This window comes from Novosphingobium sp. MBES04 (assembly GCF_000813185.1).
Classification (GTDB): domain Bacteria; phylum Pseudomonadota; class Alphaproteobacteria; order Sphingomonadales; family Sphingomonadaceae; genus Novosphingobium; species Novosphingobium decolorationis.
In genome coordinates this window covers 1,076,038-1,101,872 of record NZ_DF850488.1, presented here as the reverse complement: position 1 = coordinate 1,101,872, position 25,835 = coordinate 1,076,038, and the positions used below count along the sequence as shown (strand labels likewise).

The window sequence follows — 25,835 nt, the reverse complement described above, 5'->3', positions numbered from 1 at the left end:
TGTATCCATGAAACGCATCCATGTTCTTGGCCTGACCGCCGCTCTTCCCGCGCTTGCCGCCATGCTGGCCGCGGCCCCGCTCCATGCCCAGACGGCCAACGACAGCGCCACGGCGCAGGCCGGTGAGGAGGAGCCCGAGACCGCGCGCCGTCACCGCGCCAACGAGGATACCGCCGAAGAGGCGATCCTCGTGACCGGCTACCGCTCGTCCAACGTCGCGGCCATCGAGGCCAAGCGCGATGCGGTCGGCATCCGCGATTCCATCGCGCAGGATCAGGCCGGCCTCCTGCCCGATCTCACCATTGCGCAGGTCGCCCAGCGCATTGTCGGCGTGGCTCTTGTGCCCGATTTCGCCACCTCGGACGACCGTTCGCCCGACCTTGCCGAAAGCGTCATGATCCGCGGTATCGGGTCCAGCTACAACCTCGTCACCATCGACGGCATGCCGCTTGCGACGACGTCGCCGAGCAGCCGCGGCGCGCGCATCGAACTGCTGCCGCCGTCTTTCGTCAGCCGGATCGATGCGGCCAAGACGATCACCGCCAACCTTGATCCCCATGCGCTGAGCGGCCAGCTCGACCTCATCACGGCGAGCGCTTTCGATACCGGCAAGACCACCCTCGTTGCGCGCGCCTCGGTCGGTGACAACAGCACCGCGGGCCAGTTTGCGCACAAGGACCAGGGCCAGAATTTTCGCGGCGACCTCACCTATTCGAGCGTGTTCGGCGCCAACCGCGATTTCGGCGTCGTCCTGTCGGGCTCCTACGCGCGCTACAATTCGAGCAACTACGACTACAAGCCGGGCGCGGTCGATTCCAGCTACCTGCTCTATGACGACAACGGCAAGGAAATCAGCGACTACAACGACCTGTCGACCACCAACGGCTGGTCGGCCGCGGCGCGCAACCAGATCTTCGCCTATACCGACAGCGTCGAGCGCGCCTCGGGCGTGATGAAGCTCGAATACGATCCCGGTTCGGCCACCTATGCCTCGCTCTACACGGGCTACTTCTACCAGAAGGAAGACGAGGTCCGGAACGAGTACCTGGCCCAGTCGCGCGACAGCGCCGGGCTGGTTGCACAGGATGCGACCTCGGGCACCTGGGCGATGGGCCGTACTGCGCTGGGCTACTCGCACCAGCCCCAGAAGCGCGAGACCTTCGTGGTCTCGGGCCTCGTCGAGCAGGACCTGGGCGGCGGTTTCGACGCCAGCTTCAAGGCCACCCATTCGCGTGCACGTCTCAACACGATCCGCGACCGCTCCAAGTTCCAGGGCGACTACAACGAAGAGGGGGCCTTCGCCTACGACCTGTCCAGCGCGAACCCGCAGCTGACCCTGCTCGATCCGGACTACGTCAACGATCCGGCGACCTATAACGAAAGCTACATCCAGCACATCACCCAGCGCGCCGCGCAGGACCTGACGTTCGTCGGCCTCGATGTGGGCAAGAACTTTGCCGCGGACGATTATGGTCTGGGCTTCAATGTCGGTGCCAGCTTCCAGAACACCGACCAGAGTTACGACGAGAATCGCTTCGCGGGCAACCTCTACGATGCGAGCGGCGATCGCATCACGCTTGTCGGCTATGACCGTCCCGACCGCCTGGCCACCACCGACCCGCGCGTCGACTTCCTCCTCATCAACGACGAGGCGGTGCGCGCGGCCTGGGAAGCGGCGGGCTACACCGATGTCCAGGACGACAGCGACACCAACATTTCCTCCGACTACGAATTGAACGAGAAGGTCTACGCGGCCTACGCGCAGGCGCGCTACCGCACCGAGAACTTCAATGTCCTTGCCGGTCTGCGCTTCGATGCGACCGAGAACGACATCGACCTGTGGGTGCGCGACGCCAACCTGGTGGGCGGCGTGCAGGATGCCGACAGCTACAGCGAGGGGCATCGCCGGGCGACCTACCAGTACCTCCTGCCCTCGGTCATCGCGAGCTACCGTTTCGACAACGACGTGGTGCTGCGTGCGGGCTACTCCAAGACCATCGGGCGCCCGAACTTCAACTACTATGCGATCTCGGAAGCGATCGGCCTTCCCGACGAAGTCGAGGGCGACAACATCATCTCGGTGACGCGCGGCAACGCCGACCTCAAGCCGCGTACCTCGAACAACTTCGATCTCTCGCTCGAATGGTACCCGACCCAGGGTTCGATGCTGTCGGTCGCGGCCTTCTACAAGGACATCAAGAACCTCATCTTCACCCAGAACATCTCGGTCGACGGCTTCGAGTACCAGGGTGACCTCTATACCGCGCGCATCACCACCCCGATGAACGCACAGAGTGCTTCGCTGAAGGGCGTCGAGGTCTCGGCCCGCCAGGACTTCCGCGACATCGCGCCGGGCTTCCTGGGCAACTTCGTGCTCAACGCCAATGCCACCTACATCAAGGGCAAGCAGACGGTGATCCAGGCGGACGAATCCACGCGCCATGTCGATGGCCTGGAAGGCCAGCCCGAGTTTCTCGCCAACGCCTCACTCTCCTATGAGGACAGTGTGTTCGGTGCGTCGATCGCCTACAGCTACGTGGGGGACTACCTGAAGTCGATCAACGAGGACTCGCAGCTCTTCGACATCCACTCGAGGCACCGCAGCGAGCTCTCCGCCCAGATCCGCCTCAAGGTCCTCGAGGGAGTGACCGTGATCGCCGAGGGGCAGAACCTGACCAAGACCGACATCGAGTACTTCCGCAAGATGCCCGATGGCCAGCTGCTTGCCGAGCGCGCGCAGAAGGGCCGTACTCTCTGGCTCGGCGTCAACGCGCGCTTCTGATCGCGCACGGCCCTGGCCTCAGGGTCCTGACAGCGGGGCTCCAGCGGGACATGCGTTCCCCTGGGGCCCTCGGCTTTGGCCTTACATCCCTCCAGATTGCCCCGGGCGGGGCAGGGGAACTTCGATCATGAAAACACTCCTTGGTGCAGGTCTGGTGGCCGCACTGGCGCTGGCCGCGCCCGCGGCGTGGGCGGCCGAGCCCTTCTGCGGGACAAACCCGCATATCGCGCGCCTTCAGGCCGAGCGCGCGGATCCGAGCGGGCGCATTCTCATCGCCGCGCACCGGGGCGGGCATCTGGTCGCCCCCGAAAATTCGCGCGCGGCCATGGATGAAGCCATTGCCGAGAAGGCCGACATCATCGAGATCGACGTGCGCGTGACCACGGATGGCGTTCCCTACGTGATGCACGACCGTACGCTGGATCGCACCACTGACGGCACCGGCTCCAACGCGCAGATTACCTACGCGCAGCTGCGGGCGCTGCGCCTGAAAGGTAGCGCCGAGAGCCCGCCCACCCTGCAGGAACTGCTCGTGAAGTCCTGCGGCAAGGCGCTCGTCGACCTCGACATGAAGACCGACAAGATCGCCCCGGTGCTGGCCGTGGTCGAGGGGCTGGGGATGGCGGACCAGGTGATCCTGTTCGATTCCGAGAGCGAGACCCTGCGGGGCGGACGCCATCTCGTGCCGGGCTTACCGGTGATGACGCGCCTGCGTGCAGACGGCCCGGGGTTGGAGGAGATCAACCGGGGGCTGGCACCGGTTGCCATCGTGCACGGCGACCCCACCTCATTGACCCGCGCGGCAAGCGCGGCGATTGTGGCGCTCCCCGCCCGGATCTGGGCCAACGCGCTGGGCGACACCGATACGGCGATGGCACAGGGCGATGATGCGGAGACGTGCCGCAGGCTTGCGGATCTTCGCGCCATGGGCGTGTCGGTGATCCAGACCGACTATCCCGCCGCGCTTCGCAAGGGGCTGCACCAGTGCCGGATTTCCGGTGACTGAGGGCGCAGCCTACCCTCCCAGCCCCCAGTGCAGGCTGAGGCGCACGCTGCGCGGAACCGCGTAGCTGTCCTTGAGCCAGCCATGCCCGGGGCCGGTGAGGCTGGTCAGCCGGGCCTGGGTGAGGTTGGAGACGTCGAGCACCACGCTCCAGCGCGGCGCAAAGTGGTAGCGGGCCTGGAGATCGACCTGGCGGCGCGGCGCCCAGTAGACGTCCTGCGAGGGCGCGTCGGGCGCCACGGCGCGAAGCGCGCGCCCCGTCGCATTGATCGCGGCGCGCAGTTCCAGGCCGTCCTGGGCGTAGAACAGGCTGATATTGCCGATCTGCGAGGGTTGGCCGACCAGCCGGTCGACCACGCGCTGCGAGCCGCTCGTCTGCAGGACCGACATCGCGCCGTCGAGCCGGGTCCAGTTGGCGGTGAAGCCGAAGGGAGCAAGGTGGTGCGAGAGCGCGCCGAGCGAGCCCACGCTCGCGCTCAGCTCCAGTCCCGATATGTGCGCCGCGCTGGCGTTCACGGGGCGGATCACCTGGGCTGAGGAATAGTACACGCCCTCCCAGGTGTAGCCTTGAGTCAGGGCATCGAAGATCTCGTCGCGAATGCGCTTGTGGAAGAGCGCGGCCGAGACGAGACCGTCGAGCCGGGCGGGCAGTGTCCACTCCGCACTCACATCGAAATTGTCCGAGGTACGCGGCGCAAGCCCCGGGTTTCCGAGCCGTACAGTGACGTCCGGGCTTTGCGGGTTCCCGGCCAGACTGGAGCTGCCGAAGTCGATGGCGGCGCGCGGGGCGTAGCTTTCGTAGCTGGGACGTCCGAGCGTGCGGCTGTACCCGGCGCGCAGGCGCAAGGACGGCGTGGGATCGAAATTGGCCAGAAAGGCGGGGAGCAGCCGGGTGTAGCGCGAAGAGGCCGTTGTCGCGGTCCAGGTATCTCCGGCCTCGATGTAGCCTTGCGTCAAGAGCGAGGTCCGGTCGAGGTGGAGCCCTCCCACCAGTTCCCAGGGGCCGCGCGCCAGGCGCATCATGGCGTAGGCCGAAAGGCTCGTCTCGGCATGGTCGAAACGGTCGCGCAGGGCATCGCCGATGTCCGAGGTCAGCGCGATGTCCTCCTGGTTGGCCGCGAACTGCGCCCAGGCCCTGTCGGGATCGATCACGATCAGTTCGAGCCCCGCGCGGTTGTAGGGGAGGGAATTGGTGCGCACCTCTCCCGCCTGCGCCAGGGTCAGATCGCGGTTGTCGGTGTTCCACGCGGCGTTGGCATAGCGGTAGCGATAGCGCGCGCGTTGCACGCCCGCCCCTGCGGCAAGGCCGAGCCCGCTGTCGCCGGGCGCCATGTTGCGTCGCCAGTCGAGCCGCGCGGTATCAAGATCGGAGACCGCGCGGCGCGCCCGCTCGCGCCAATAGGCGGCAGGGTAGAGCGCCAGGTTCGTGTAGCTTGCGCGCGGCACGGTGAAACTGTGGTGGAGCGCGCTCGTGTCGTAGGTGACCGGGAAGGCCGCCGATCCGGTGACTTCACCCTCGGCGTCCCGGCCCGAGGTGAATTTCACCATGGTGTAGTCTTCGTTCATGGTCGCCCGCGTGCGCGCACCGCGAACCGAGATGCGGTCCTTGTCCGTAGGCGACCAGGTGGCGTCGAACAGCGCAAGCCGGGTGGTGGTGCGGGTCACGCCGTCGCGGTAGCCCACCTGCACCGCGCCGCGCGCGAAGTAGCCCGAGGTGTCGCTTGTCCGGGTGATCGCGCCGCGTGGTTCGATCACGACCTCGTTGCGGATGAAGCCATCGCGGAAGGTGAAGCTGCCCAGGAACGTGGAGATCGCCAGATCGGGCAGATCGGCTTCGAAACGGGCCGAGAGTCCATGTCGGCGGCGGTCCGAGCTGTTGATCCAGTACTTGTCCTGAACCGGCACCGGACGCCCCTGCGCGCGCGGGTCATCTTCGTCCACGCGCGTGCCGTCTGCGGCGTAGAATGCAAGGAACCCGCTGTCGCTGGTGCCGTGCATGTCGCTGTTGTTCTGGAGGCGGCGGGTGTCGGCCGAGAGCACGAGACCGAAGCGGCGCTCTGGCCCGAAGGTCGTGGCAAAGGTGCCGCTGGCGTGGAGGCCGGGGGTCGACTGGGGCTGGACTTCGCCATGGCGGCTGGGCCGGGTCAGTCCGGCTTCGAGCGAGGCGAAGGGGGTGCCGCCGCGTGCAAAGGCGCTGCGCGTGCGGATGTCGATGGCGCCGCCGATGGCGTTGGGATCGCGCTCGGGCGTGAAGGTCTTGAGAACGACGAGCTCGCTGACCAGAGCGGTGGGCAGGATGTCGAGCCGTACGCCCCGGCTGGCGCTGTTCACGCCCGCCTCGGGAATGCCCGTCGAGGCGATGGCAAGGCCGTTCACGGTGACGTTGTTGTAGGTCTGGGTGAGCCCGCGCACGACCGGGGCGACGGGCACGTCGCGCGGGTGTTCGTTGTCGGCAATGGGGATCACCGAGATCCCGGGGATACGGCGCATGGCATCGACCACGCTGGTGTCGGGAAGGCGGCGTACCTCGTCGCTGGAGATGGCATCGGCAATAACGCGGGCCTCGCGCTTGGCCGCCCGCGCGCGGCGCTCGGACATGCGCAGGCCGATGACGTGGATGGGATCTCCGGTCAGCGGGGGCGGTGCGTAGGCGGGTGCTGCGCTGGACGGGGTACGCGCTGCAGCGCCAGTGCGGGCGGAGGCCGTCGCGCGGGGGCGGATGAGGACGGCTCCGGCCCGGCGCTGGGCGATGAGGCCGGTGCCCACAAGGATGCGTTCGAGCGCGTCTGTCTGGGGCATCCGTCCGTGCGCACCTTGGCTGCGGCGACCTTCCAGCGTTTCGGGTGCGCTCAGGACCTGGACGCCGCTCTGCGCGGACCAGGCATTGAGCGCGTCGCCCAGCGCGCCTGCCGGAATGGCGAAGTCGCGCGTGCGGGCATCCGCCGGGGAGGCCACAAGCGCCGCCATCGCGGCAAGGCTGGCCGCAACCGCAAGGCGCATCACCGGGCGGTTTCCCCGCGGTCGAATGGGGTCGTACTAGATGCGGTCGAGCACCAGAGCATGACCGGTGTCCTTCACCGAGAAACCGTGGAGCAGGCCCAGGTTCTCCAGCACCGTGACCGGCTCGGCAAGGTGCAGGCGGCCCGCGACGCGCGTGCGCAGGAGGGCCGGATCCTCGACCAGGATCTGCCGGTCGGTCCAGCGCTCCAGCTGGGGGACGAGTTCGTCCAGCGGCATGTCGCGCACCTGCAGCCAGCCGCTGCGCCAGCTTTCGGCGTCCTCGCCCCGGATGCGCGCAAGCGGGGCTATCACACCATCGGCGAGGCGCGTTGTGTGACCGGCAGGAACCCTGACAGGGGCGATGCCCGGTGTATTGGCGGCAAAGCGCACCAGACCGCGCTCGACCTGCAGGTCCACGACCTCGCCGTTGAGGGCAACGTCGAAGCGCGTGCCCAGCACGGTCACGGTGCTGTCCTGTGCGCTCACGGTAAAGGGGCGGGCCGGGTCGTGCGTCACGTCGAACAGCGCCTCGCCCGTCTCCAGCCGGACCTCGCGCCGGGTCGCCCCGATGCGGGCGAAAAGGCGGCTGTTGCCATTGAGGTGGACCTGCGAGCCGTCGGCCAGCGTGATCGCGCGGACTTGCCCAGGGCCCGTGCTCCAGCTCTCCTCGGGCGTGAGCTGAAAGCGCAGTTGCGGGAGGCCAAGGGCGAGTGCGCCCACGAGCAGGGCTCCGCCCGCGACAAGGCCAAGCGCACGGCGACGCGAGGCACGCGGAGCCGTTCCCGCGTTGTCGTTGCCGGCGGGCCGGGGCGCGGTTTCGGCATGAAGGCGCAGGCCGTCGGTGACGGCCTCGTCCATGCAGGTCGCCCAGAGCGCTTCGAAGCGCGCACGCCGGTCTGGCGCGCCGGAAAGCCACGCCTCGAAGGCGGTGGTATCGACTGCATGGCTGAGATGGCGGGCCACCCAGAGCGCGGCGGCCTCGTCCTCGTCGTCCGGCAGGGTGTCGTCGGGCGGCGTCATGCCGACTCGTCCTGGCTGGCCATGGCGCGGTGGAGCGAAAGCACTGCGCGCGCGACGTGGGCGTCGACCGCGCTCGGGCTGATGTCGAGCTGGGCGGCGACGTCCTTGGCGGAAAGCCCGTGAAGGCGGCGCAGGATAAAGACCTCGCGGCGCTGGCGGGGCATGGCGGCAATGATGCCCGACACCGTGTTCATCCGTTCGCGTTGCAGCATGGCGTGCTCCTGGGAGGGTTGCTCGCTGGGAATCTCGATTTCGCTGGCGGGCACGTCCTCGGCGCGGCGCAGGCCCAGGCGCGCGTGGTCGACGATGAGGTTGCGCGCGATCCGGCGCAGCATGGCACCCACGTTGCGCACAGTATCAGGGGCGTAGTGGGCCAGGCGCACGAAGCTGTCCTGCACCACGTCCTCGCTCGCGGTGTGATCGCCCAGCCGCCTATAGGCAAAGCCGTAGATGTCGGTGCGCAGTTTGCGGTACGCCGTTTCGTCGAAGTGCATCGTGACAGCCCCGTATCCCCTTGGGGACGCCGCCTATGGCCTTCGCGTGACAGCTTGAAGACGATGGAACCGTCTTGCCTTTGCGCGGCTCAGAACGGCACGGCGTGGGCTCCGGCAAGGAGGTCGCGTACGAGCCTTGGCACCTCTTCGCTTGCGGGGCCCTCCAGGACATGGAGGATGTCTGCAGCGCCGGTCGGAGCCGGGTTGACCTCGATGGTGACGGCGCCGTTCGCGCGGGCAAGGCCGAGCAGTCGGGCGGCGGGATGGACGCTGGCGGAGGTACCGATGGCGATGAAGATGTCGGCCTTTGTAGCCAGAGCCTCGAGCGCGTGGCGGTGGCGCGGGGGCTCGCCGAAGAGGACGACATCGGGGCGCAGCGCGGGCGCGTCGCAGGCCGGGCAGTCCTCGCGCACGGGGAGCTCGCCCTCCCAGCCCACGCGGTTGCCGCATTCGGCGCACAGCGCGGCAAAGAGCGTGCCGTGCAGGTGGAGCACCTCGCGGCTGCCTGCGCGCTCATGCAGGTCATCGCCGTTCATGGTGGCGAGCGTGAAGGCTCCGCGTGCTTCGCTGGTCCAGCGCTCCTGCAGGTGTGCCAGAGCGGCATGGGCCGGATTGGGAGCCACTTCGCGCAGCTGCGCCCGGCGCGCGTCGTAGAAGGCGTGGACCTTGCGGGGCTGGGCGGCGAGCCCCTCGGCCGAGCACAGCGCGCGGAGGTCCACATCCTCCCACAGGCCCCCTTCGCCGCGGAAGGTGGCAAGGCCGCTTTCGGCAGAGATCCCTGCGCCGGTCAGGAGGACGAGATCGGTCATGGCGTGTGTGGTCCTGTGGTTCTGTCCCATCCTAGCGTTTTCGGGGCGGGCGCAAAGGCAGCCCTGGAAAGAAAGACCGGGAAAATCAGGCGCGAAGGTGGGCTCTCCCGCGCAGGTGCGCGCAGATGGCAGGAGTGGCGGGTCGATCCGGGCAATCCGGCACAAAATCCCGGTTGGTTCGCGCTAGGGCCTGTGCTGTAAACGGGCAGTACGGGACGCATGGGCCTTGAGGCCCCACGGAGGACACGATGGCAATCCGCTTTACCCTCAATGGAGCTGAGACGACGCTCGACGTTGATCCGGCCAAGCCGCTCCTGTGGACGCTGCGTGAGGATATCGGCCTGCCCGGCACCAAGTTCGGCTGCGGGGCGGGCCTGTGCGGGGCCTGCACGGTCCACGTCGACGGGGTGGCGACCCGTTCGTGCATCACGCCAATTGGGCTCATCGAAGGCCAGAACGTGACCACCATCGAGGCGGCCGGGGCCGACCCTGTGGGGCGCCATGTGGTTGCGGCCTGGTGCGCGCTCGACGTGCCCCAGTGTGGCTATTGCCAGGCCGGGCAGATCATGAACGCGACGGCCTTCCTCCACGAAGTGCCCGAACCCACCGATGCGGACATCGACGCGGCCATGGCGGGCAACCTGTGCCGCTGTGCGAGCTACACCCGCATTCGTGCCGCCATCAAGGATGCGGCGCACAAGGCGAAGGAGGCATGACCATGGCACGGACCTCTCTCAGCCGCCGGGGTTTCATTGCCGCCAGCCTGCTTGCCGGAGGCGGCGTCGCGTTCGAGTTCGCGCTGCCGCTGGGGCGCGCCTCTGCGCAAGGGCTGGATGCCGCGCCGATCACCGCGTTCGTGCGCATCCTGCCCGACAACCGCGTCGTGATCGGGGGCAAGAACGCCGAGATCGGGCAGGGCGCCAAGACCATGCTGCCCATGCTCATCGCCGAGGAGCTTGACGTCGCCTGGGACAGCGTGACGGTGGAGCAGACCGACGCCGATGCCGGGATCTATGGCGCGCAATCGGCGGGCGGCAGCCGCACCACGGGGCGCGAGTGGCTGCCCATGCGCCAGGCAGGCGGGGCCGCGCGCGCGATGGTGCTGGCCGCCGCCGCGCAGGAATGGGGTGTGCCGGTCGCGTCACTGTCGAGTTCTGAGGGCCGGGTGCTCCACGAAGCGAGCGGACGCTCGGCGCCCTATGCGACCTTCGCCGCAGGGCCGCGCGTCAGACAGCGCCTGATCCCGCGACAGTGACCTTGAAGGACCCGTCCGCGTTCCGGATCGTGGGCACACGGGTCATGGGCGTCGATACGCCCGCGATCACGCAGGGCAAGCCGCTGTTCGGGATCGACGTGGACCGGCCGGGCATGCTCCACGCCGTGCTGGAAACCTGCCCGGCGGTGGGCGGACGTTTCGTTTCGGCCAACCTCGACGAGATCCGTGCGCTGCCCGGCATTGAACACGTCTTCGTGATCGAGGGGGACGGGCAGGCGGAATCGCAGCTCGACGGCGTCGCGATCCTCTCGAAAAGCTGGTGGAGCGCCGACCAGGCGCGCCTTGCACTCCAGGTTGAATGGGATACCCGCGCGGTGGAGGGCTACTCCACGCAAGGGTATGCGAAGTGCGCGGGGGAAGCCCTGGACCGCGCGCCCGAGAAGACCGTTCTGGACAAGGGTGATGTGGCCTCCGCGCTGGACGGTGCCAGCCAGCGGATCACGGCGCGTTATGCGGTGCCGATCCTGGCGCATGGCACGCTGGAGCCGCAGAACACGACCGCGCTCTTCACCGGCGATGCCATCGAGATCTGGTCGCCCACGCAGAACCCGGAAAGCGGACGTGCGCTTGTCGCTGCTGCGCTCGGGCTGGAGAAAGAGGCGATCCGCATCCACTTCACCCGCATCGGCGGAGGCTTCGGGCGGCGCCTCATGGGCGATTACATGGTCCAGGCCGCGGCTATCGCGGCCAAGGTACCGGGCGTTCCGGTCAAGCTCCTCTACAGCCGCCAGGACGAGTTTCGCCGCGACTTCTTCCGGGCGGGCGCATGGCATGAACTGGAAGCCGGGATCGACGCGGCAGGGCGCTTGACTGCCTTTCGCGACCACTACGTGACCTTCGGAGCGGACGGAGAGCCCTCGCGCGGGGCGGAGGTTGCCGCGGGCATTGTCCCTGCAAACCTCCTTGCCGATGCGCGGATCGAGCAGAGCCTGATCGCGACCAACCTGCCCACCGGCTGGCTGCGCGCGCCGCGCTCGAACAGCCTGGGCTTCGTGCTGCTGTCCTTCCTCGACGAGGTGGCGCAGGCGGGGGGACGCGATCTCCCGGCGCTTCTTCTGGAATTGCTCGGCGAGGAGGCCCGTACGATCCCGGGGAGTGGTCCGCGCGAGGCCGATTTCCAGACTGGTCGCGCGCGTAGCGTGATCGAGAAGGTGCTGGAGATGGCCGACTGGGCCGGTCCGACGGGCTCGAAAGCGGTCGCGGCAAGGGCTTCGGCTTCTACTTCAGCCATGCAGGGTATTTCGCGGTGGTGGTCGAGGCGCAGGTGCGTGATGGGATGGTGCGTGTGCCGCGCGTCTGGGCGGCCGGCGATGTCGGAAGCCAGATCGTCAATCCCCTGAACGCCGAGCAGCAGGTGCGCGGCGCCGTGATCGAAGGGCTGGGACAGGCAATGGCGGGCCAGGAAATCACGCAGGTCGACGGCGCGGTCGAGCAGGCGAATTTCGACACCCACCCCTTCATGCGCATCGACGCGGTGCCCGCGATCGAGGTGGCCTTCGTGCCCAGCGACAACGGCCCGACCGGGCTTGGCGAACCGGCACTGCCGCCGGTGGTGGGCGCGCTCGTCAATGCGGTGCACGCGGCGACGGGCAAGCGCATCCGAAAGCTCCCCTTACGCGAAGAGGATCTCGTCTGAGCGGGACTTCGCGGCGCAGCAGATAGTACCGATTTGGGCGGGGCTGCGGGCTTGGGATCACCTCGTGCCCTCCACGTCCTTGCGTGAATTGCGCATGATAAGGGGCAAAAAGGCAAGGGTTTCTGGGGGATTCTCGGCATCGTCGTACGTGCGCGCGTGTGAAGCAGATTCGCCTGCCTGCCCGGCCAAAAACGACAGAAGACGCGGCAGCCCCCGCCGCAATCGGGAGCAAAGACACCCCCGTCCCACTACAACGGAAGGCCGAGCCGCAAGGGACACAACATGATCGCCAATTCACTGCTGGAAAACGACAAGGCGCACTGGATCCACCCGGTGGCCTCGTGGCGCGACCACGAGGCGCGCGGGGCCACGATCCTGCGTTCGGGCAAGGGCACCTACCTCACCGACATCGACGGGCATGAACTGCTCGACGGGTTCGCCGGGCTGTGGTGCGTCAACGTGGGCTATGGCCAGGACAGCATCGTTGCAGCGGCGACCGAGCAGATGTCGCGCCTGCCCTATGCCACGGGCTACTTCCACTTCGGTTCCGAACCCGCGATCGAGCTCGCGACCAAGCTTGCCCAGCGCGCGCCGGGGGACCTCGACCACGTGTTCTTCTCGCTCGGCGGGTCGGACGCGGTCGACAGCGTCGTGCGCTTCATCCGCTACTATTACAACATCACGGGCCGCCCGCAGAAGAAGCACATGATCGCGCTGGAGCGCGGCTATCATGGCTCGAGCAGCACCGGCTCGGGCCTGACCGGCCTGCCCGCCTTCCACGCCGGGTTCGATGTGCCCACGCCCGTCCAGCACCATATCTCGTGCCCCTATCCCTACCGCTTCGAGGGCGACGATGCCGCGCTGATCGCGTCCTCTGTCGCCGAATTGAAGGCGAAGGTGGAGGAACTGGGCGCGGAGAACGTCGCGGCTTTCTTCTGCGAGCCCGTCGTGGGTTCGGGCGGCGTGATCGTCCCGCCCAAGGGCTGGCTCTCCGCGATGCAGGCGGCCTGCCGCGAGCTCGACATCCTGTTCTGCATCGATGAGGTCATTACCGGCTTCGGACGGACCGGACCGCTCTTCGCCTGCGAGCACGAGGGGCTAACGCCCGACTTCATGACCACCGCCAAGGGGCTGACCTCGGGCTATGCGCCGATGGGCGCGCTGTTCATGTCGGACCGGATCTACCGCGCCATTGCCGATGCGACCCCGCCGGGCGTCTCGATCGGCCACGGCATGACTTATTCGGGCCATCCGGTGAGCGCGGCGATCGGTCTGGAGGTCCTGCGCCTTTACGAAGAGGGCGGCCTGCTCGCCAACGGCGTCGCCTCGGGCGCGCACCTCGCCAAGGGCCTGGAGGCGCTGCGCGATCATCCGCTGGTCGGGGACGTGCGCTCGCAGGGGCTGCTGGCCGGTGTCGAACTGGTCACTGACAAGGTGGCCAAGACGCGGCCCACTGCACAGATGAAACTGCCCCAGCACCTTGCCGATATCGGCTATCGCAACGGCGTGGTGTTCCGGGCCTTCGGAGATGGCATCGTCGGCTTCGCGCCGCCGCTGTGCATCACCACCGATGAAGTCGACCTCATGCTGGAGCGCTTCCGCAAGAGCCTCGACGAACTGCTTACTATCAAGGAGATCCGCGATGCGGTTGGGTGATTACAAGGCCTTGTCGTTTGACTGCTACGGCACGCTCATCGACTGGGAATCGGGCATGATCGAGGGCCTGCGCGAACTGACCGCGCGGGTGGGCACCGACATGAGCCGCGACGAGATCCTGCAGGCCCACGCGCGCCACGAATCGCGCCAGCAGGCCCAGACGCCGGGCAAGCCCTATCGGGATCTCCTGCCCATCGTCTACAAGCGCCTGGCCGAGCAGTGGGGCGTTCCCTTCTCGCAGGCCGAGTGCGAGGAATACGGGCGCTCGGTGCGCAACTGGCCGGCCTTCGTCGACAGTCCGGGAGCGCTCCAGTACCTCAAGAAGTACTACAAGCTGATCATCCTCTCGAACGTCGACAACAAGACCTTCCAGTACTCGAACGAGAAGCTGCAGGTCGAATTCGACGCGATCTATTCGGCCGAGGACGTGGGCGCCTACAAGCCCTCGGACCGCAATTTCGAGTATATGAATGGCCACATCGGCGACCTGGGCCTGGAGCCGGGCGATATCCTGCACACCGCCGAAAGCCTGTTCCATGACCACGTTCCCGCGCGCAAGTTCGGTATGGCCAATTGCTGGATCTACCGTCGCCACGCGCAGGAAGGTTTCGGGGCGACCATGACCCCCTCGCACGAGCCGACTTACGACTTCCGGTTCAATTCGATGGCCGACCTTGTGAAGGCGCACCAGGAAGAGCTACGCAACGGGGATTAAGTACCGAAAAAGACAGGGGCCGCACCATGATCAATGCACCGAAACTCGACCGGATCGACATCAATATCCTGGCCGAACTGCAACGAAGCGGCCGCATCACCAATGCGGAACTGGCGGACAAGGTGGGCCTGTCCGCCAGTCCCTGTCTTACCCGCGTCAAGCGGCTGGAATCGGCGGGACTGATTTCGGGCTACAGCGCGATCATCAACCTCGCCAAGATCGGTACGAGCCAGATCGTCTTCACCTCGGTGACGCTGGGCGACCATCGCCGCGCGGACTTCCAGAAGTTCGAGACGCGCATCGCGCAGTACGAGGAACTGGTCGAATGCCACCTCGTCAGTGGCGGCTTCGACTATCTCCTGAAATTCGTGGTGCGCGGCATTGCCGAGTACCAGGAGATGATGGAGGAGCTGCTGGAAAGCGGCATCGGCGTTTCCAAGTACTTCTCTTATATCGTGATCAAGACCGCGGTGGCGCGCGGGCAGGCCCCGGTCAAGCTCCACGCTCCGGCCCTCGCGCGCTGAGTACAGCCACACCGCCCGGCACGAAAAAGCCCGGCCAGGATAGCTTCCTGGCCGGGCTTTTTCGTGTGTGAGGCCCCTCCCACCTGTGACGGGAGGGACCTCGCGGTATCAGGCGATGGCCTCGGCGATGGCGGTGCCGCAGCCTACGGTGTCGGCTGCGCCGCCCAGGTCCTTCGTGCGCGTTTCGGGCTTCGACAGCGCGCTCTCGATGGCCGCGACGATGGCGGCGGCGGCCTCGGTCTCGCCCAGATGCTCCAGCATCATCGCGCCGCACCACACCTGGCCGACCGGGTTGGCGATGCCCTGGCCCGCGATGTCGGGGGCCGAACCGTGCACCGGCTCGAACAGCGAGGGCTTGGAGCGGTCCGGGTTGATGTTGCCGCACGGCGCGATGCCGATGGTGCCGGTGCAGGCGGGCCCCAGATCGGAGAGGATGTCGCCGAAGAGGTTGGAGGCGACGACCACGTCGAAGCGGTCCGGGTTCATCACGAACTGCGCGGCGAGGATGTCGATGTGGTACTTGTCGGTGCGGATCTCGGGGTACTTCTCCGCCATTTCTTCGACGCGTGCGTCCCACCAGGGCATGGTGATCGCGATGCCGTTCGACTTGGTGGCCGAAGTGATGTGCTTTTCAGGGCGCGTCATGGCAAGGTCGAAGGCGTATTTCAGGATCCGCTCGGTGCCAAAGCGGGTCATGATCGTGTCCTGCACCACGATCTCGCGCTCGGTGTCGGGGAAGGAGATTCCGCCGATGGCCGAGTATTCGCCCTCGGTGTTCTCGCGCACGATCATCATGTCGATGTCACCGGGCTCGCGGCCGGCGAGCGGGCAGGGGACGCCGGGCATCAGGCGCACTGGGCGCAGGTTCACGAACTGGTCGTATTCGCGGCGGAACTGGATGAGCGAGCCCCATAAGGAGATGTGGTCGGGCACGGTGTCGGGCCAGCCGACCGCGCCGAAGTAGATCGCATCGACATCGCCAATCTGCGCCTTCCAGTCATCGGGCATCATCTTCCCGTGCTGGGCGTAGTATTCGCAGCAGGCGAAGTCGTGCCATTCCAGCTCCAGCGTGAAGCCGAAGGTCCTGGCCGCGGCTTCCAGCGCGCGCACGCCCTCGGGCATGACTTCCTTGCCGATCCCGTCCCCGGGGATCACGGCAATGCGATAGGTACGTTCACTCATTCGTCTCAGGCTCCCTTGATCCCGGCCCAATGGAAGGTCTTGGCTTCCAGGAATTCCTCCAGGCCCTCGCTCGCGCCTTCGCGGCCAAGACCTGATTGCTTCATGCCCCCGAAGGGCGCGACTTCCATCGCCATGGCCCCGGTGTTGAGACCGACCATGCCGAATTCGAGCGCCTCGCTGACACGCCAGGCGCGGTCCATGTCGCGGGTGTAGAAATAGGCCGCAAGGCCATAGGGCGTGTCGTTCGCCGCGCGGATCGCCTCGGCCTCGTCGGTAAAGCGGATGACAGGGGCGAGCGGCCCGAAGGTCTCTTCGTGGCACACGCGCATGTCTTCGGTCACGCCCGCGAGCACGATGGGTGCGGCGTAGCCGTCCGGCGCGGCGCACTGTGCGGCGATCTGCGCCCCCTTGGCCAGCGCGTCATTGACGTGGGCCTCCACCTTGTCGCAGGCGGCCTTGTTGATGAGGGGGCCGATGTTGACGCCTTCCTCGGTGCCCGCGCCCACCTTAAGTGCGCGTACGGCCGCGCCCAGCTTTTCGACGAAGCGGTTGTGGATGCCCGCCTGCACGTAGAAGCGGTTGGTGCACACGCAGGTTTGTCCGGCGTTGCGGAACTTGCTGGCCATCGCGCCTTCAACGGCAAGGTTCACATCGGCATCGTCGAAAACTAGGAAGGGGGCGTTGCCACCCAGTTCCAGGCCCATCTTCTTCACCGTGCCCCCGCACTGCTCCATCAGCAGCGCGCCTACGCGGGTCGAGCCTGTAAAGGTCAACATCCGCACGACGGGGCTGGAGGTCAGTTCCGCGCCGATCTCGGCGGGGAGGCCGGTGACGACGCTGAGGACGCCCTTGGGCAGCCCAGCCTCTTCGGCGAGCGCGGCGAGGGCCAGCGCGGTAAAGGGAGTGAGTTCAGACGGCTTCACGATCATCGCGCAGCCCGCAACCAGCGCAGGGGCGGCCTTGCGGGTGATCATTGCGGCCGGAAAGTTCCAGGGCGTGATCGCGGCGGTGACTCCGATGGGCTCCTTGCGCACGAGGATGCGGCGGTCGGCAAAGGGCGAGCCGACCTCGTGGCCGTGGATGCGCAGGCCCTCGGCGGCAAACCACTTCACGAAGCTCGCGGCATAGGCGATCTCGCCCGCCGCTTCGGGAAGGGGCTTACCCTGCTCGGCGGTCATGATGCGGGCAAGGTCGGCCTGGTTGGCCATGATGAGGCGATGCCATTCCTCGATGACGGCGCTGCGCTGCTGGGGCGTCTTGCGGCGCCACTGCGCCTGCGCCTCTTCGGCCGCCGCAATCGCGCGGCGGGTCTCCGCCGTGCCACAGGCCGGAACGGTGCCCACGCGCGCGCCGCTCGCCGGGTCGGTCACGTCGAGCGTGGCGCGGCCATCGGCATCGACCCACGCGCCCGCAACAAAGGCCTGCTGGCGAAAGAGCGCGGGGTTGGCGAGGCTTTCGCCCAGAGGGGCGGTGCGCGTATCGAGGGTGTCGGTCATCTGTGGCCCTGCAATTGGAGTTGGCGTCGTCCCCTCGTTCTAGTCGGGGCACGCGAGCGGGTGGTACCTGGATGCGAATGCCGGGCGGCACATGCCACCGAATTGCGCAAAAGGCGCGGCAGAATTTCGCACGGGCCCCGCTAACAAGGGGCGCCGCCACCGCTGCCTGGGCGCTAGACTGCGCAGGAAACAGCCATCTGGAGCCATTATGACGCCCGAAGCAAAACCTGCCGCCGAATACGCCCATTTCGATGCGCTCGACATCCGGGTGGGGACCATCACGCAGGTCCTTCCCTTCCCCCGCGCGCGCAATCCCTCGTACAAGATCGAGGTCGACCTGGGCCCCCTCGGGCTTCGCTGGTCGAGCGCACAGGTCACGAATTATTCTCCCGAGGAACTGCTCGGCAGCCAGGTCTGCTGCATCGTCAACTTCGGCGCGCGCAACATCGCCGGGTTCACCTCCGAGGTCCTGATCCTGGGCGCACCGGGCGAGGCAATGGAGAGCGGGCATACCGGCGTCATCGTGGTTTCGCCCCGCTCGCGCGTGGAGGACGGTTCGGCATTGTTCTGAGGGGGAAGAAAGGAAGGTGTTTCCGAGGGCCATCGCCCTCGGGCTCCCGGAATCGGGGAGCGTCGCGCCTTGCTTCGCGTTCCGCGCTGTGGGGTGAGGCAACTCGGAATAAAAGGGGGCTTTGCCCCCATCCAATGGTCCCTGACCTTACCATCGATGCGCAAGGTAGCCGCGCGAACTGCCGCAAACGGTTTGGGGAGCCCGAGGGCGATGGCCCTCGGACCTATTCTTTTCTTGAACCCTACTCGTGCGTCCGCGCCTTATGGCTGGCGAGCGCGAACAGCGCATCGGTGGCGCTGTCGCCCGGCTCGTCGAGCACACGTGCCGCGAGGTATTCCCCGATGGTCGGCCCCATCTTGAAGGCATGGCCCGAGCCTCCGCCCGCGACCCACACGCCCGGCAGGTCGGGGTGGCGGTCGATGATGAAGTGGCCGTTGTCGCTCAGTTCCACCTGGCACACGCGGGTGGCCACGATGGGCTGGCCGACGAGGCCGGGGAAGCGCCGGGCGACGTAGTCCTCCACCTGCGCGCGCAGGAAGCCCGAGGCCATGCGGTCGCCCTCGTCCGGGTCCATCGGCACGTCGCGCAGGTTCGCCGCGATCTTGGTGCCGTAGTCGACATCGGCAGCGGTGTAGGTGTGGCTGTCGGCGATATTGGGAAGGTGCTCCCAGCGGTAGCGGTGGTCGTCGATGGGCGAGCCGACGTAGAAGATCTCGCGGCGCGGGGTGACGATGCGGTCGCCCAGCAGCTCGGGGAACACGCGCGGCAGCCAGGGGCCGCACGCGAAGAGGGCAGCGCCGCAGGCCAGCGGCTTGCCATCGACGGTCAGCGGTGCGGAGCCTCCTGCCGCGGCGGGCTTGGCGTGGCCGATCTTCATCGTACCGCCTTTGTGCATGAACGCTTCGGACGCGGCGACCATCGCCTCGCGCGCTTTCACGACGCCGCCGGTGGGTTCGTAGAACACGGTCTCGTATTCGGAGAAGTCGACCTGCGGCCAGCGCGCGTGGACTTCGTCCGGGGAGAGCACCTCGTAAGGCACCGAGAGCCGGTCGAAGAGCGCGCGCTGCTCGGCCAGAGCATCGGCGGACATCGTGCGCAGGCTGCCGTTGGGATAGAACAGGCGCGTGCCGAATTCCTCCTGGCGCTGCTCCCAGAGGGCCTGCGCGCGGCGGGCCCAGCGGGTGTAGATCTCGCGCGGGCCATAGGAGAGGCGCAGGAGGCGGCTTTCATCGCCCGAAGAGGCGCGCGGATTGCCCGGGCCATAGGCGTCGACCAGTGTGACCTTGGCTCCGGCCTCGCGCAGCGACAGCGCGGCCCAGCCGCCAAAGGCCCCCGCGCCGACAACGGCGACGTCGGGCAGGTTGCGGTTGATCGCCGGGGCGCCGGGCCGGGCGGACACCTGTGCCTGGCGGACGAGGTGGCGGAAAGGGCCGCGGCTGCACCCAGACCGGCACCCGTGGCGAGAAGGCCGCGGCGGGTCAGTGCGGGGGAAGGGGTATCGCTCATGCGGATCGCTCCTTGTTCAGGGGGGCATGGGAAAGAGGGGTGTTACGCCCCAAAAAAGCGGGCCCGGAGCGCGTGGCTTCGGGCCCGGTCAAGGTAGGGTGTTTTCGAAATGAAGATCGTTTCCGAGGCCGCCCTGGCGAAGGGCAGGAGGCGGCCTCGGAGCCGATGGGGTGGGGCCTTGCGGCCCCGATACGCACCTCAGAAGTTGAAGTTCAGACGTGCGTAATAGAAGCCGCCCTGCCAGCTCATGGGCCCGTCGACGTAGGTGCGCCCGTTGGTGTCGTCGATGCGGTTCACCGGCGGGTAGCCGTCGAAGAGGTTGCGGGCGCCAAGCGTCAGGCTGTAGCCATCGCCCAGGGGAGCGGTCAGCTCGGCATCGAAGAGAACCTCGGTGCCGTAGTCCTGGATGGCGTTGCCCGCGCGGGTCGTCTGGCGCGACCAGGGCCCGAAGACATTGGCGCGCACCATGGCCTGGACGGGGCCGAAGTCATGGAACACCGTGGCGTTGGCGCGCCAGTCGGGGTTGTTGTTCTCGAAGTTGTAGACGGTCACGTCGTTGAACGAGACCTGCGCGATGTTGACGCTGTCGATCTTGTACGAGTTCGTGTTGAACGCCGCGGTGATCGTGGTCGGCTGGTCGCCCAGGAAGTAGCCGCGGTAGGAGGCCACGACGTCGAGACCCTCGACGGTGGTGTCGATCGCGTTCTGGAAGAACTGGATCTGGTCGATGGCGCCCGCACCCTCGATACCTGCGTCGATCATGGCCGCGCGGATGTCGTCCGTCACGGTAATGCGCGAGGTGGCGTAGAGCTGGTCCTCGATCTTGATGCGGTAGGCATCGATCGTCAGCGTGAAGCCGTCGAAGGGATTGAGGGTCAGGCCCAGCGAGTAGTTCTTCGAGGTTTCAGGGCCCAGTTCCTCACCGCCCAGGTACTGCGCGACAGGGTGCGAGGCGGGGTAGAGGCCGATGTTCATCGGCACGCCGCCCACGGTGTTGATCGCGGACTGGGTCATGTTGAGCTGCCCCGCCGTCGGCGCGCGAAAGCCCGTGCCGAGCGACCCGCGCACGGCGGCCCAATCGGTGACGTTGTAGCGGGTGGCGACCTTCCAGACGAACTTGTCGCCGAAGCTCTGGTAGTCCTCGTAGCGGCCCGCGAAGTCGATGAACCATTCGTCGGTCACGTCCGCGCTGAGTTCGGCGTAGGCCGATTTGCTCTCGGTCGTGAAGTCGCTGGCGACATCGGGCGAAAGGCCGGTGATGCCGTTCGAGCCGGGCTGCATGATGGTGTAGACCGGGTCCGAGGGATCGGTGCAGGAAATGCCCATGCCCATCGGTGCGCCCGCGTTGAGCGAGCGGTCGGCGAAGTTGGCTTCGTTCGAGCAGAAGTTGAACGGGTCGGCCATGCCCCAGGGGCCACTGGTGTAGGAGCCGGGGCTGCCCGCGCCGATCTTGAAGCCTTCGCGGCGGAACTCACCGCCGAAGTTGAAGACGAGGGGACCGGCGAGGCCCACGCCCACGGTGTAGACGAAGTCGGCGTTGAGCGCGAACTCGTCCGAAGTGTAGGTGCTGGCGTCGAAGTCGGTCGGCGAATCCGGGCCCATCGAGGGGTTCACGGTGTCCGCAATCGAGTATTCGATCTTGTCCCAGCCGTACCGTGCGGCGATGTCGGCGGAGAAGGTCTGGTCACCGCCCAGGTCCCGCTCGGTGCGCCAACCGCCCGCGATGCTCCAGTCGGTCACCTTGCCCGAGAAGTTGGGCTGGTAGCCAAGCGGGAAGCGGTCGGCGAAGCGCCAGGTCGAGCCGTCCTCGAGGCGCACGGGGTTGTCCATGACCACGTGGCCGCCGCCGGGCACGCGGAATGTCGCCATGGCGGTGCCCTTCGAGCGCGAGAAGTTGCCGAAGGCATAGAGCTCGGTGTCGTCGCTGAGGTCGATCCCGGAGTTGACGACGATGCGGCCTGCGCGTTCCTTGGGCTGGCCGCGCACTTCCATCGGCTCGGAGAGGTCGATGCCGGCCGCGTCCACCGCGTCGCGGTAGGCGGGATCGTTCTCGTAGGCGTCGAAGGGATTCCACGAGGTGGAATCGAAGGTGCGTGCGCGGTTGGTGTAGTCGTTGTCGGTGTACTGGCCCGAGATGTTGATGAAGCCGTTGTCGGTCAGCGGCAGGCCGATGTTGCCCGCGATCTGGACGCTTTCGCCGTCACCTTCGTAGTACTGGCCGACCTGGGCCACGAGCGAACCGCCGTGGTTGTCGTCCTTGAGTTCGTAGTTGATGACGCCCGCGATGGCGTCCGAGCCGTACTGCGCGGCGGCGCCGTCGCGCAGGACCTCGATGGATTTGAGCGCGATGGCCGGGATCACGGCCGAGTCCGCCGCGTGGCTGCCATAGCCGCTTACGCCGACGCTGGCCGACTTGTGGCGACGGCGGCCATTGACCAGCAGCAGTGTCTTGTCGGCGGGCAGGCCGCGCAGGCTGGGCGCGCGGATGAAGGTGTCGGACGTGGTGTTGGCCGCGCGGTTGACGGTGTAGGACGGAATGAGCGTCTGCAGGATATCGAGCGTGTCGGTCTGCGAGGCGCGCTCGATGGTCTCTTCGCTGAAGACATCGACCGGCACGGCGGAATCGGTGACCGAGCGCGGCTGGCCGCGCAGGCCGCTGACAATGATGGCGTTGGCCGCGCTTTCGTCGGCGGAAACGACGCTGTCCTGTGCAAGTGCAGGCGACGAGGCGAGCGCCACGGCGAGCGTGGAGGTGGCAACAAGCCCCCGATACTTGGTGATCCTAGTCATCACGTAATCCCCCTTGTTGTGTCATTCCTCCCTCTCCGATTGTGGACCCGTACCTTTCTGTTCGTGGTGGTCGGATCTCTGGGTTCCGGCGTTATTTGTCCGGACCTTTGTGTCGCTTCGGATCGTCGTATGGGGCGACGGGATTGTGTTGCCGTTTTCTTTTGCGGCTTCGGCAGAACCTGCCAATTCGGACGCCGATTTTGCGAAATGTGCTGCCGTGACGCCTTATTGTGCACTGCAACACGCACATTCCACGAGCAGCTTCGAGTCCATCGCATCCTGAAAATTACGACGATATTGTGTTGGTCAGAATTCGCCTGTCGGATAAAAAGGCTCGAAAATGCCTCTGTAACCCTTTTCAGAAGGGTATTTTGAGGGTTTCACTGCGGAGGATCAGGGACTCCCGCGCGGGCGTGGTGCGGCGGTGCAGGTGTTCGGCCGTGAGGGCGTATTCAGCAGAATCTGTTTCGGCTTGACCGGAATTCGGCACGTATCGAACAGGGTCGCTGATAGCCTCGCTGCAGGAGCACAGGATGGCGGGAGCACAAGATCCGCGTCCCGGCGTGCGTGTGGGGCCGCCGACATGGGCGCCGTCCCGCCAGCCCCCGGGCACGACAGATCGTGCCGCCCGGGATGCTCTGCATGGACACGAAGGTCAGCCGTGCGCTGGCCCAGACCAGGGGAACGACTATGAGGGGTCAAGACAGGGATCTGGGAATGGGCCGGTCGATCGACCGGCGCGATTTCATCCAGGGCGTCGCCGCGGCGACCGCCGGCAGCGCGATTGCCATGGCCGCGCCTTCGGCCTTCGCCAAGGCGGGAATGGGCCCCAAGGGCGCCGTGCTTTCGGGCGTCAACGTCGACGGCGCGGTGACCGCGGCGAACTATCCGCCCTTCCGCACCGGCATGCGGGGTCATCACCCCGGTGCCTACGAGGCCGCCCACGAGATGCGCGACGGCAAGGTCTTCCCGGCGGGCGATCCCACTGGCGAGATGTACGACCTTGTCGTGGTGGGGGGCGGCATCAGCGGCCTTGCTGCGGCCTGGTACTTCCGCGAGCGTTTCGGAAACGACGCGAAGATCCTCATCATCGACAACATGGACGACTTCGGCGGCCATGCGAAGCGCAACGAATTCCAGGCGAGCGGCAAGCAGCTGATCGCCAACGGGGGCTCGTCCTACATCGTGGGGCCCTCGTTCTGGACGAAGGATGCGATCGCGCTCGTCAATCACCTGGGCATCGGTCCGGGCAATCCGACGGACCGCTCGGACGGCAATCTCTACAAGTCGCTGGGGCTGGAATCGGGCACGTTCTTCCGCAAGGAGGTCTACGGCCGCGACCAGATGGTGAAGGGCGGCTCGACGCTGGGCTTCGATCGCGCCTGGCTTGACCAGACGCCATTCCCCCCCGCCGTCAAGGAAAGCCTCGACCGCTTCGTCAATGGCCGGATCGACTACCTTGCTGGAATGAGCGCGGCGAAGAAGGTCGAGACGCTGCGTTCGATGAGCTACCGGGATTACATGCTCAACGTGGCCAAGGTGCACCCTGACGTGGTGCCCCTGATGCAGGGCATCTGGTGCCTGGGCTCGGACATGGGTTCGGCCTGGTTTGCCTTCTTCCGCCACCGTCCCGGCTTCGAGGGGCTGGGTCTGGAGCGCCCGGCAAACTCGCCCGAGGGCGAGACCATCCACCACGATGATTACCACCTGCCCGCCGGCAACAGCGACATCGCGCGCCTCATCGTGCGCGATCTCATTCCCGACGCGCTGCCGCCCGGCAACTTCGCCGAGGTCGAAACCAAGCGGGTCGACTATTCTACGCTCGACCGGCCCGGCCAGAAGGTGCGCATCCGCCTCAAGAGCATTGTCACCGGCGTGAAGCACGAAGGGCCGGACGGGCGCCTGTTCGACCCCGATACGTCCGAGTGCACGGTCAATTACATCAATGACGGCAAGATGATGGCGGTGCGCGGCAAGAACGTGGTCATGGCCTGCATGAACAACGTCGTGCCCTACCTCATTCCCGAACTGCCCGAGGAGCAGAAGGGCGCGATGCACCAGGCCGTACGCGCGGTGAACCAGGTCACCAACGTGCTCTTCCGCAACTGGCAGCCTTTCGTCGAGGCCAAGATCGGGCGAGTGTCCTTCCCCAGCACCTTCTATGGATCGATGGGGCTCGCCGCGCAGCGCTATCTGGGCGAGATGACCCCGCCGACCTCGCCCGACCAGCCGATGGTCGTGGGTTTCAACACGGGTTCGAACTCGGGCGTGTGTTCGAACACGACGATGCTGAGCGAACTGTGCGGCGGCGCCGCGCCCGAGCCGGGCACCCATGCCGACGACCAGTTCCGCATGGCCCGCGCCGGACTTCTCGCCACGCCTTTCGAGTACTTCGAGAAGGCCGTGCGCAGCCAGGCGGCCGCGGTCTTTGCAGGCACCAGCTTTGATCCGGCGCGCGATATCCTGGCGATCACGGTCAACCGCTGGGGCCATGGCTTTGCCACCGGGCGCAACACCCTGTTCGAGGCCGACCGCGAGGCCAAGGTCTCGCCTACCGCGCTCGCCAAGCAGCCCTTCGGGCGCATCACCATCGCCAATTCCGATGCGGGCGGTGTCTCGACCGCGGGTACGGCCATGGACGAGGCGTTCCGCGCGGTGCGCGAACTCGAACAGCGCCAGTTCGGCTTCTACGAAGTGATCTGACCTGCGGGGCGGGGCAGGGCCTGGAGCCTTGCCCCGCCCTTGCCGACCTTCCTTTCCCCAACCTTCATGCGCACGGCGTGCGCGGTGCCTGGCCCCCGGGACGCACCGACAGCGCCCTTGCGCCCTGACCAGGAGATATTCGATGAACTGGATTGCCCGGACTTTCTCGGCCGCAGCCCTTGGCCTTGCCACCACCGGCGCGCTTGTCGGCGGCCTTGCCGCAGGCGAGGCGCAGGCCGCCGCGCCCGAACTCGACCCGCGCATTTCCGGGACACAGGGCCTGATCGGCTACTGGAAGGTGGACCTTGAGGCTTCGACCTATCCCAAGGCCGCGCCGCTCGCCGCGATCCGCAGCTTTGCCTATTCCGAGGACGGCAAGATCCTGGTGTCCTTCGCGACCAAGGGCGCAGACGGCAAGCTGACCTTCGGCCACTGGGCCGCGACGCCCGATGGCACGCCTGCGATCGAGTACCACGTCGATGCCAATTCCTACCCCTACAACGTCGTCTCGTGGAAGCTCGTCGGCCCGGGACGCCTCGAACTCGTGGTCGCGCGCAACGGTGGGTCCTACACCTGCATCTACCAGCTCTCCGAGGACGGCGAGACGCTCAACTACAGCTATGGCGACACCAACATCGTGTACCGCCGCTGGGACCTGATGGACTGATCGTG

Annotated in this window: 20 protein-coding genes; 12 read left to right on the top strand and 8 right to left on the bottom strand. The window is 66.9% G+C overall.

The window, feature by feature from the left end:
• The first annotated feature begins 7 nt into the window (after window positions 1–7).
• Complete coding sequence (locus MBENS4_RS04960; RefSeq protein WP_039389171.1) at window positions 8–2,782, top strand: TonB-dependent receptor; 2,775 nt, start codon at window positions 8–10, stop codon at window positions 2,780–2,782.
• Window positions 2,783–2,909: 127 nt separating this feature from the next.
• A complete protein-coding gene (locus MBENS4_RS04955) occupies window positions 2,910–3,788 on the top strand; it encodes a glycerophosphodiester phosphodiesterase family protein (protein WP_159108017.1) in 879 nt (292 codons plus the stop codon).
• Window positions 3,789–3,797: 9 nt separating this feature from the next.
• On the opposite strand, the gene MBENS4_RS04950 is transcribed toward MBENS4_RS04955, so the two are convergent.
• From MBENS4_RS04950 to MBENS4_RS04930, 4 genes are all read right to left on the bottom strand, one after another.
• Window positions 3,798–6,785 carry a TonB-dependent receptor gene (locus MBENS4_RS04950; protein WP_052322004.1) on the bottom strand — a complete coding sequence of 996 codons (2,988 nt, stop codon included), beginning with the start codon at window positions 6,783–6,785 and terminating at the stop codon, window positions 3,798–3,800.
• Window positions 6,786–6,821: 36 nt separating this feature from the next.
• Window positions 6,822–7,805, bottom strand: a complete 984-nt coding sequence (locus MBENS4_RS23880) for a FecR family protein (protein ID WP_052322003.1) — start codon at window positions 7,803–7,805, stop codon at window positions 6,822–6,824.
• Window positions 7,802–8,299, bottom strand: a complete 498-nt coding sequence (locus MBENS4_RS04935; RefSeq protein ID WP_039389168.1) for an RNA polymerase sigma factor — start codon at window positions 8,297–8,299, stop codon at window positions 7,802–7,804. The genes MBENS4_RS23880 and MBENS4_RS04935 overlap by 4 nt, the downstream gene beginning before the upstream one ends.
• An 89-nt stretch (window positions 8,300–8,388) precedes the next feature.
• Window positions 8,389–9,108, bottom strand: coding sequence for an NAD-dependent deacylase (locus MBENS4_RS04930; protein WP_039389167.1), 720 nt, complete (start codon window positions 9,106–9,108; stop codon window positions 8,389–8,391).
• Between the two features lie 248 nt (window positions 9,109–9,356).
• Here MBENS4_RS04930 and MBENS4_RS04925 point away from each other — a divergent pair, with 248 nt between their 5' ends.
• The 7 genes from MBENS4_RS04925 (at window position 9,357) to MBENS4_RS04905 (ending at window position 14,915) form a co-directional block, all read left to right on the top strand.
• Complete coding sequence (locus MBENS4_RS04925) at window positions 9,357–9,824, top strand: (2Fe-2S)-binding protein (protein ID WP_039389166.1); 468 nt, start codon at window positions 9,357–9,359, stop codon at window positions 9,822–9,824.
• A 2-nt stretch (window positions 9,825–9,826) separates the two neighbouring features.
• Window positions 9,827–10,363, top strand: a complete 537-nt coding sequence (locus MBENS4_RS26440) for a molybdopterin cofactor-binding domain-containing protein (protein WP_242404784.1) — start codon at window positions 9,827–9,829, stop codon at window positions 10,361–10,363.
• A 2-nt stretch (window positions 10,364–10,365) separates the two neighbouring features.
• Complete coding sequence (locus MBENS4_RS26435) at window positions 10,366–11,724, top strand: xanthine dehydrogenase family protein molybdopterin-binding subunit (protein ID WP_242404783.1); 1,359 nt, start codon at window positions 10,366–10,368, stop codon at window positions 11,722–11,724.
• On the top strand, window positions 11,631–12,020 hold the full coding sequence (locus MBENS4_RS26430) for a molybdopterin cofactor-binding domain-containing protein (protein ID WP_340140794.1): 390 nt from the start codon (window positions 11,631–11,633) through the stop codon (window positions 12,018–12,020). The genes MBENS4_RS26435 and MBENS4_RS26430 overlap by 94 nt, the downstream gene beginning before the upstream one ends.
• Before the next feature lie 282 nt (window positions 12,021–12,302).
• Window positions 12,303–13,676, top strand: a complete 1,374-nt coding sequence (locus MBENS4_RS04915; RefSeq protein ID WP_039389165.1) for an aminotransferase class III-fold pyridoxal phosphate-dependent enzyme — start codon at window positions 12,303–12,305, stop codon at window positions 13,674–13,676.
• Window positions 13,663–14,391 carry a haloacid dehalogenase type II gene (locus tag MBENS4_RS04910; RefSeq protein WP_039389164.1) on the top strand — a complete coding sequence of 243 codons (729 nt, stop codon included), beginning with the start codon at window positions 13,663–13,665 and terminating at the stop codon, window positions 14,389–14,391. Before MBENS4_RS04915 ends, MBENS4_RS04910 begins: the two co-directional genes overlap by 14 nt.
• Window positions 14,392–14,417: 26 nt before the next feature.
• On the top strand, window positions 14,418–14,915 hold the full coding sequence (locus MBENS4_RS04905; RefSeq protein ID WP_039389163.1) for an Lrp/AsnC family transcriptional regulator: 498 nt from the start codon (window positions 14,418–14,420) through the stop codon (window positions 14,913–14,915).
• A 108-nt stretch (window positions 14,916–15,023) separates the two neighbouring features.
• Here MBENS4_RS04905 and MBENS4_RS04900 read toward each other — a convergent pair whose 3' ends face one another.
• Entirely contained in the window at window positions 15,024–16,097 is a 1,074-nt protein-coding gene (locus MBENS4_RS04900) for a tartrate dehydrogenase (RefSeq protein WP_039389161.1), read from the bottom strand.
• Window positions 16,098–16,102: 5 nt separating this feature from the next.
• Window positions 16,103–17,593 carry an NAD-dependent succinate-semialdehyde dehydrogenase gene (locus MBENS4_RS04895; RefSeq protein WP_052322001.1) on the bottom strand — a complete coding sequence of 497 codons (1,491 nt, stop codon included), beginning with the start codon at window positions 17,591–17,593 and terminating at the stop codon, window positions 16,103–16,105.
• 208 nt (window positions 17,594–17,801) lie between these two features.
• On the opposite strand from MBENS4_RS04895, the gene MBENS4_RS04890 reads away from it, so the two are divergent.
• On the top strand, window positions 17,802–18,164 hold the full coding sequence (locus MBENS4_RS04890; protein WP_039389159.1) for a tRNA-binding protein: 363 nt from the start codon (window positions 17,802–17,804) through the stop codon (window positions 18,162–18,164).
• A gap of 241 nt (window positions 18,165–18,405) precedes the next feature.
• On the opposite strand, the gene MBENS4_RS04885 is transcribed toward MBENS4_RS04890, so the two are convergent.
• Window positions 18,406–19,563 carry an NAD(P)/FAD-dependent oxidoreductase gene (locus tag MBENS4_RS04885; RefSeq protein ID WP_039389157.1) on the bottom strand — a complete coding sequence of 386 codons (1,158 nt, stop codon included), beginning with the start codon at window positions 19,561–19,563 and terminating at the stop codon, window positions 18,406–18,408.
• Between the two features lie 305 nt (window positions 19,564–19,868).
• Window positions 19,869–22,460, bottom strand: coding sequence for a TonB-dependent receptor plug domain-containing protein (locus tag MBENS4_RS04880; RefSeq protein WP_039389155.1), 2,592 nt, complete (start codon window positions 22,458–22,460; stop codon window positions 19,869–19,871).
• A gap of 717 nt (window positions 22,461–23,177) precedes the next feature.
• Here MBENS4_RS04880 and MBENS4_RS04875 point away from each other — a divergent pair.
• Both MBENS4_RS04875 and MBENS4_RS04870 read left to right on the top strand, forming a co-directional pair.
• Window positions 23,178–25,163 (top strand): NAD(P)-binding protein, encoded by a 1,986-nt coding sequence (locus MBENS4_RS04875; RefSeq protein ID WP_039389153.1) that lies wholly within the window; start codon window positions 23,178–23,180, stop codon window positions 25,161–25,163.
• A gap of 142 nt (window positions 25,164–25,305) precedes the next feature.
• A complete protein-coding gene (locus MBENS4_RS04870; protein WP_039389150.1) occupies window positions 25,306–25,830 on the top strand; it encodes a hypothetical protein in 525 nt (174 codons plus the stop codon).
• Window positions 25,831–25,835 lie beyond the last annotated feature (5 nt).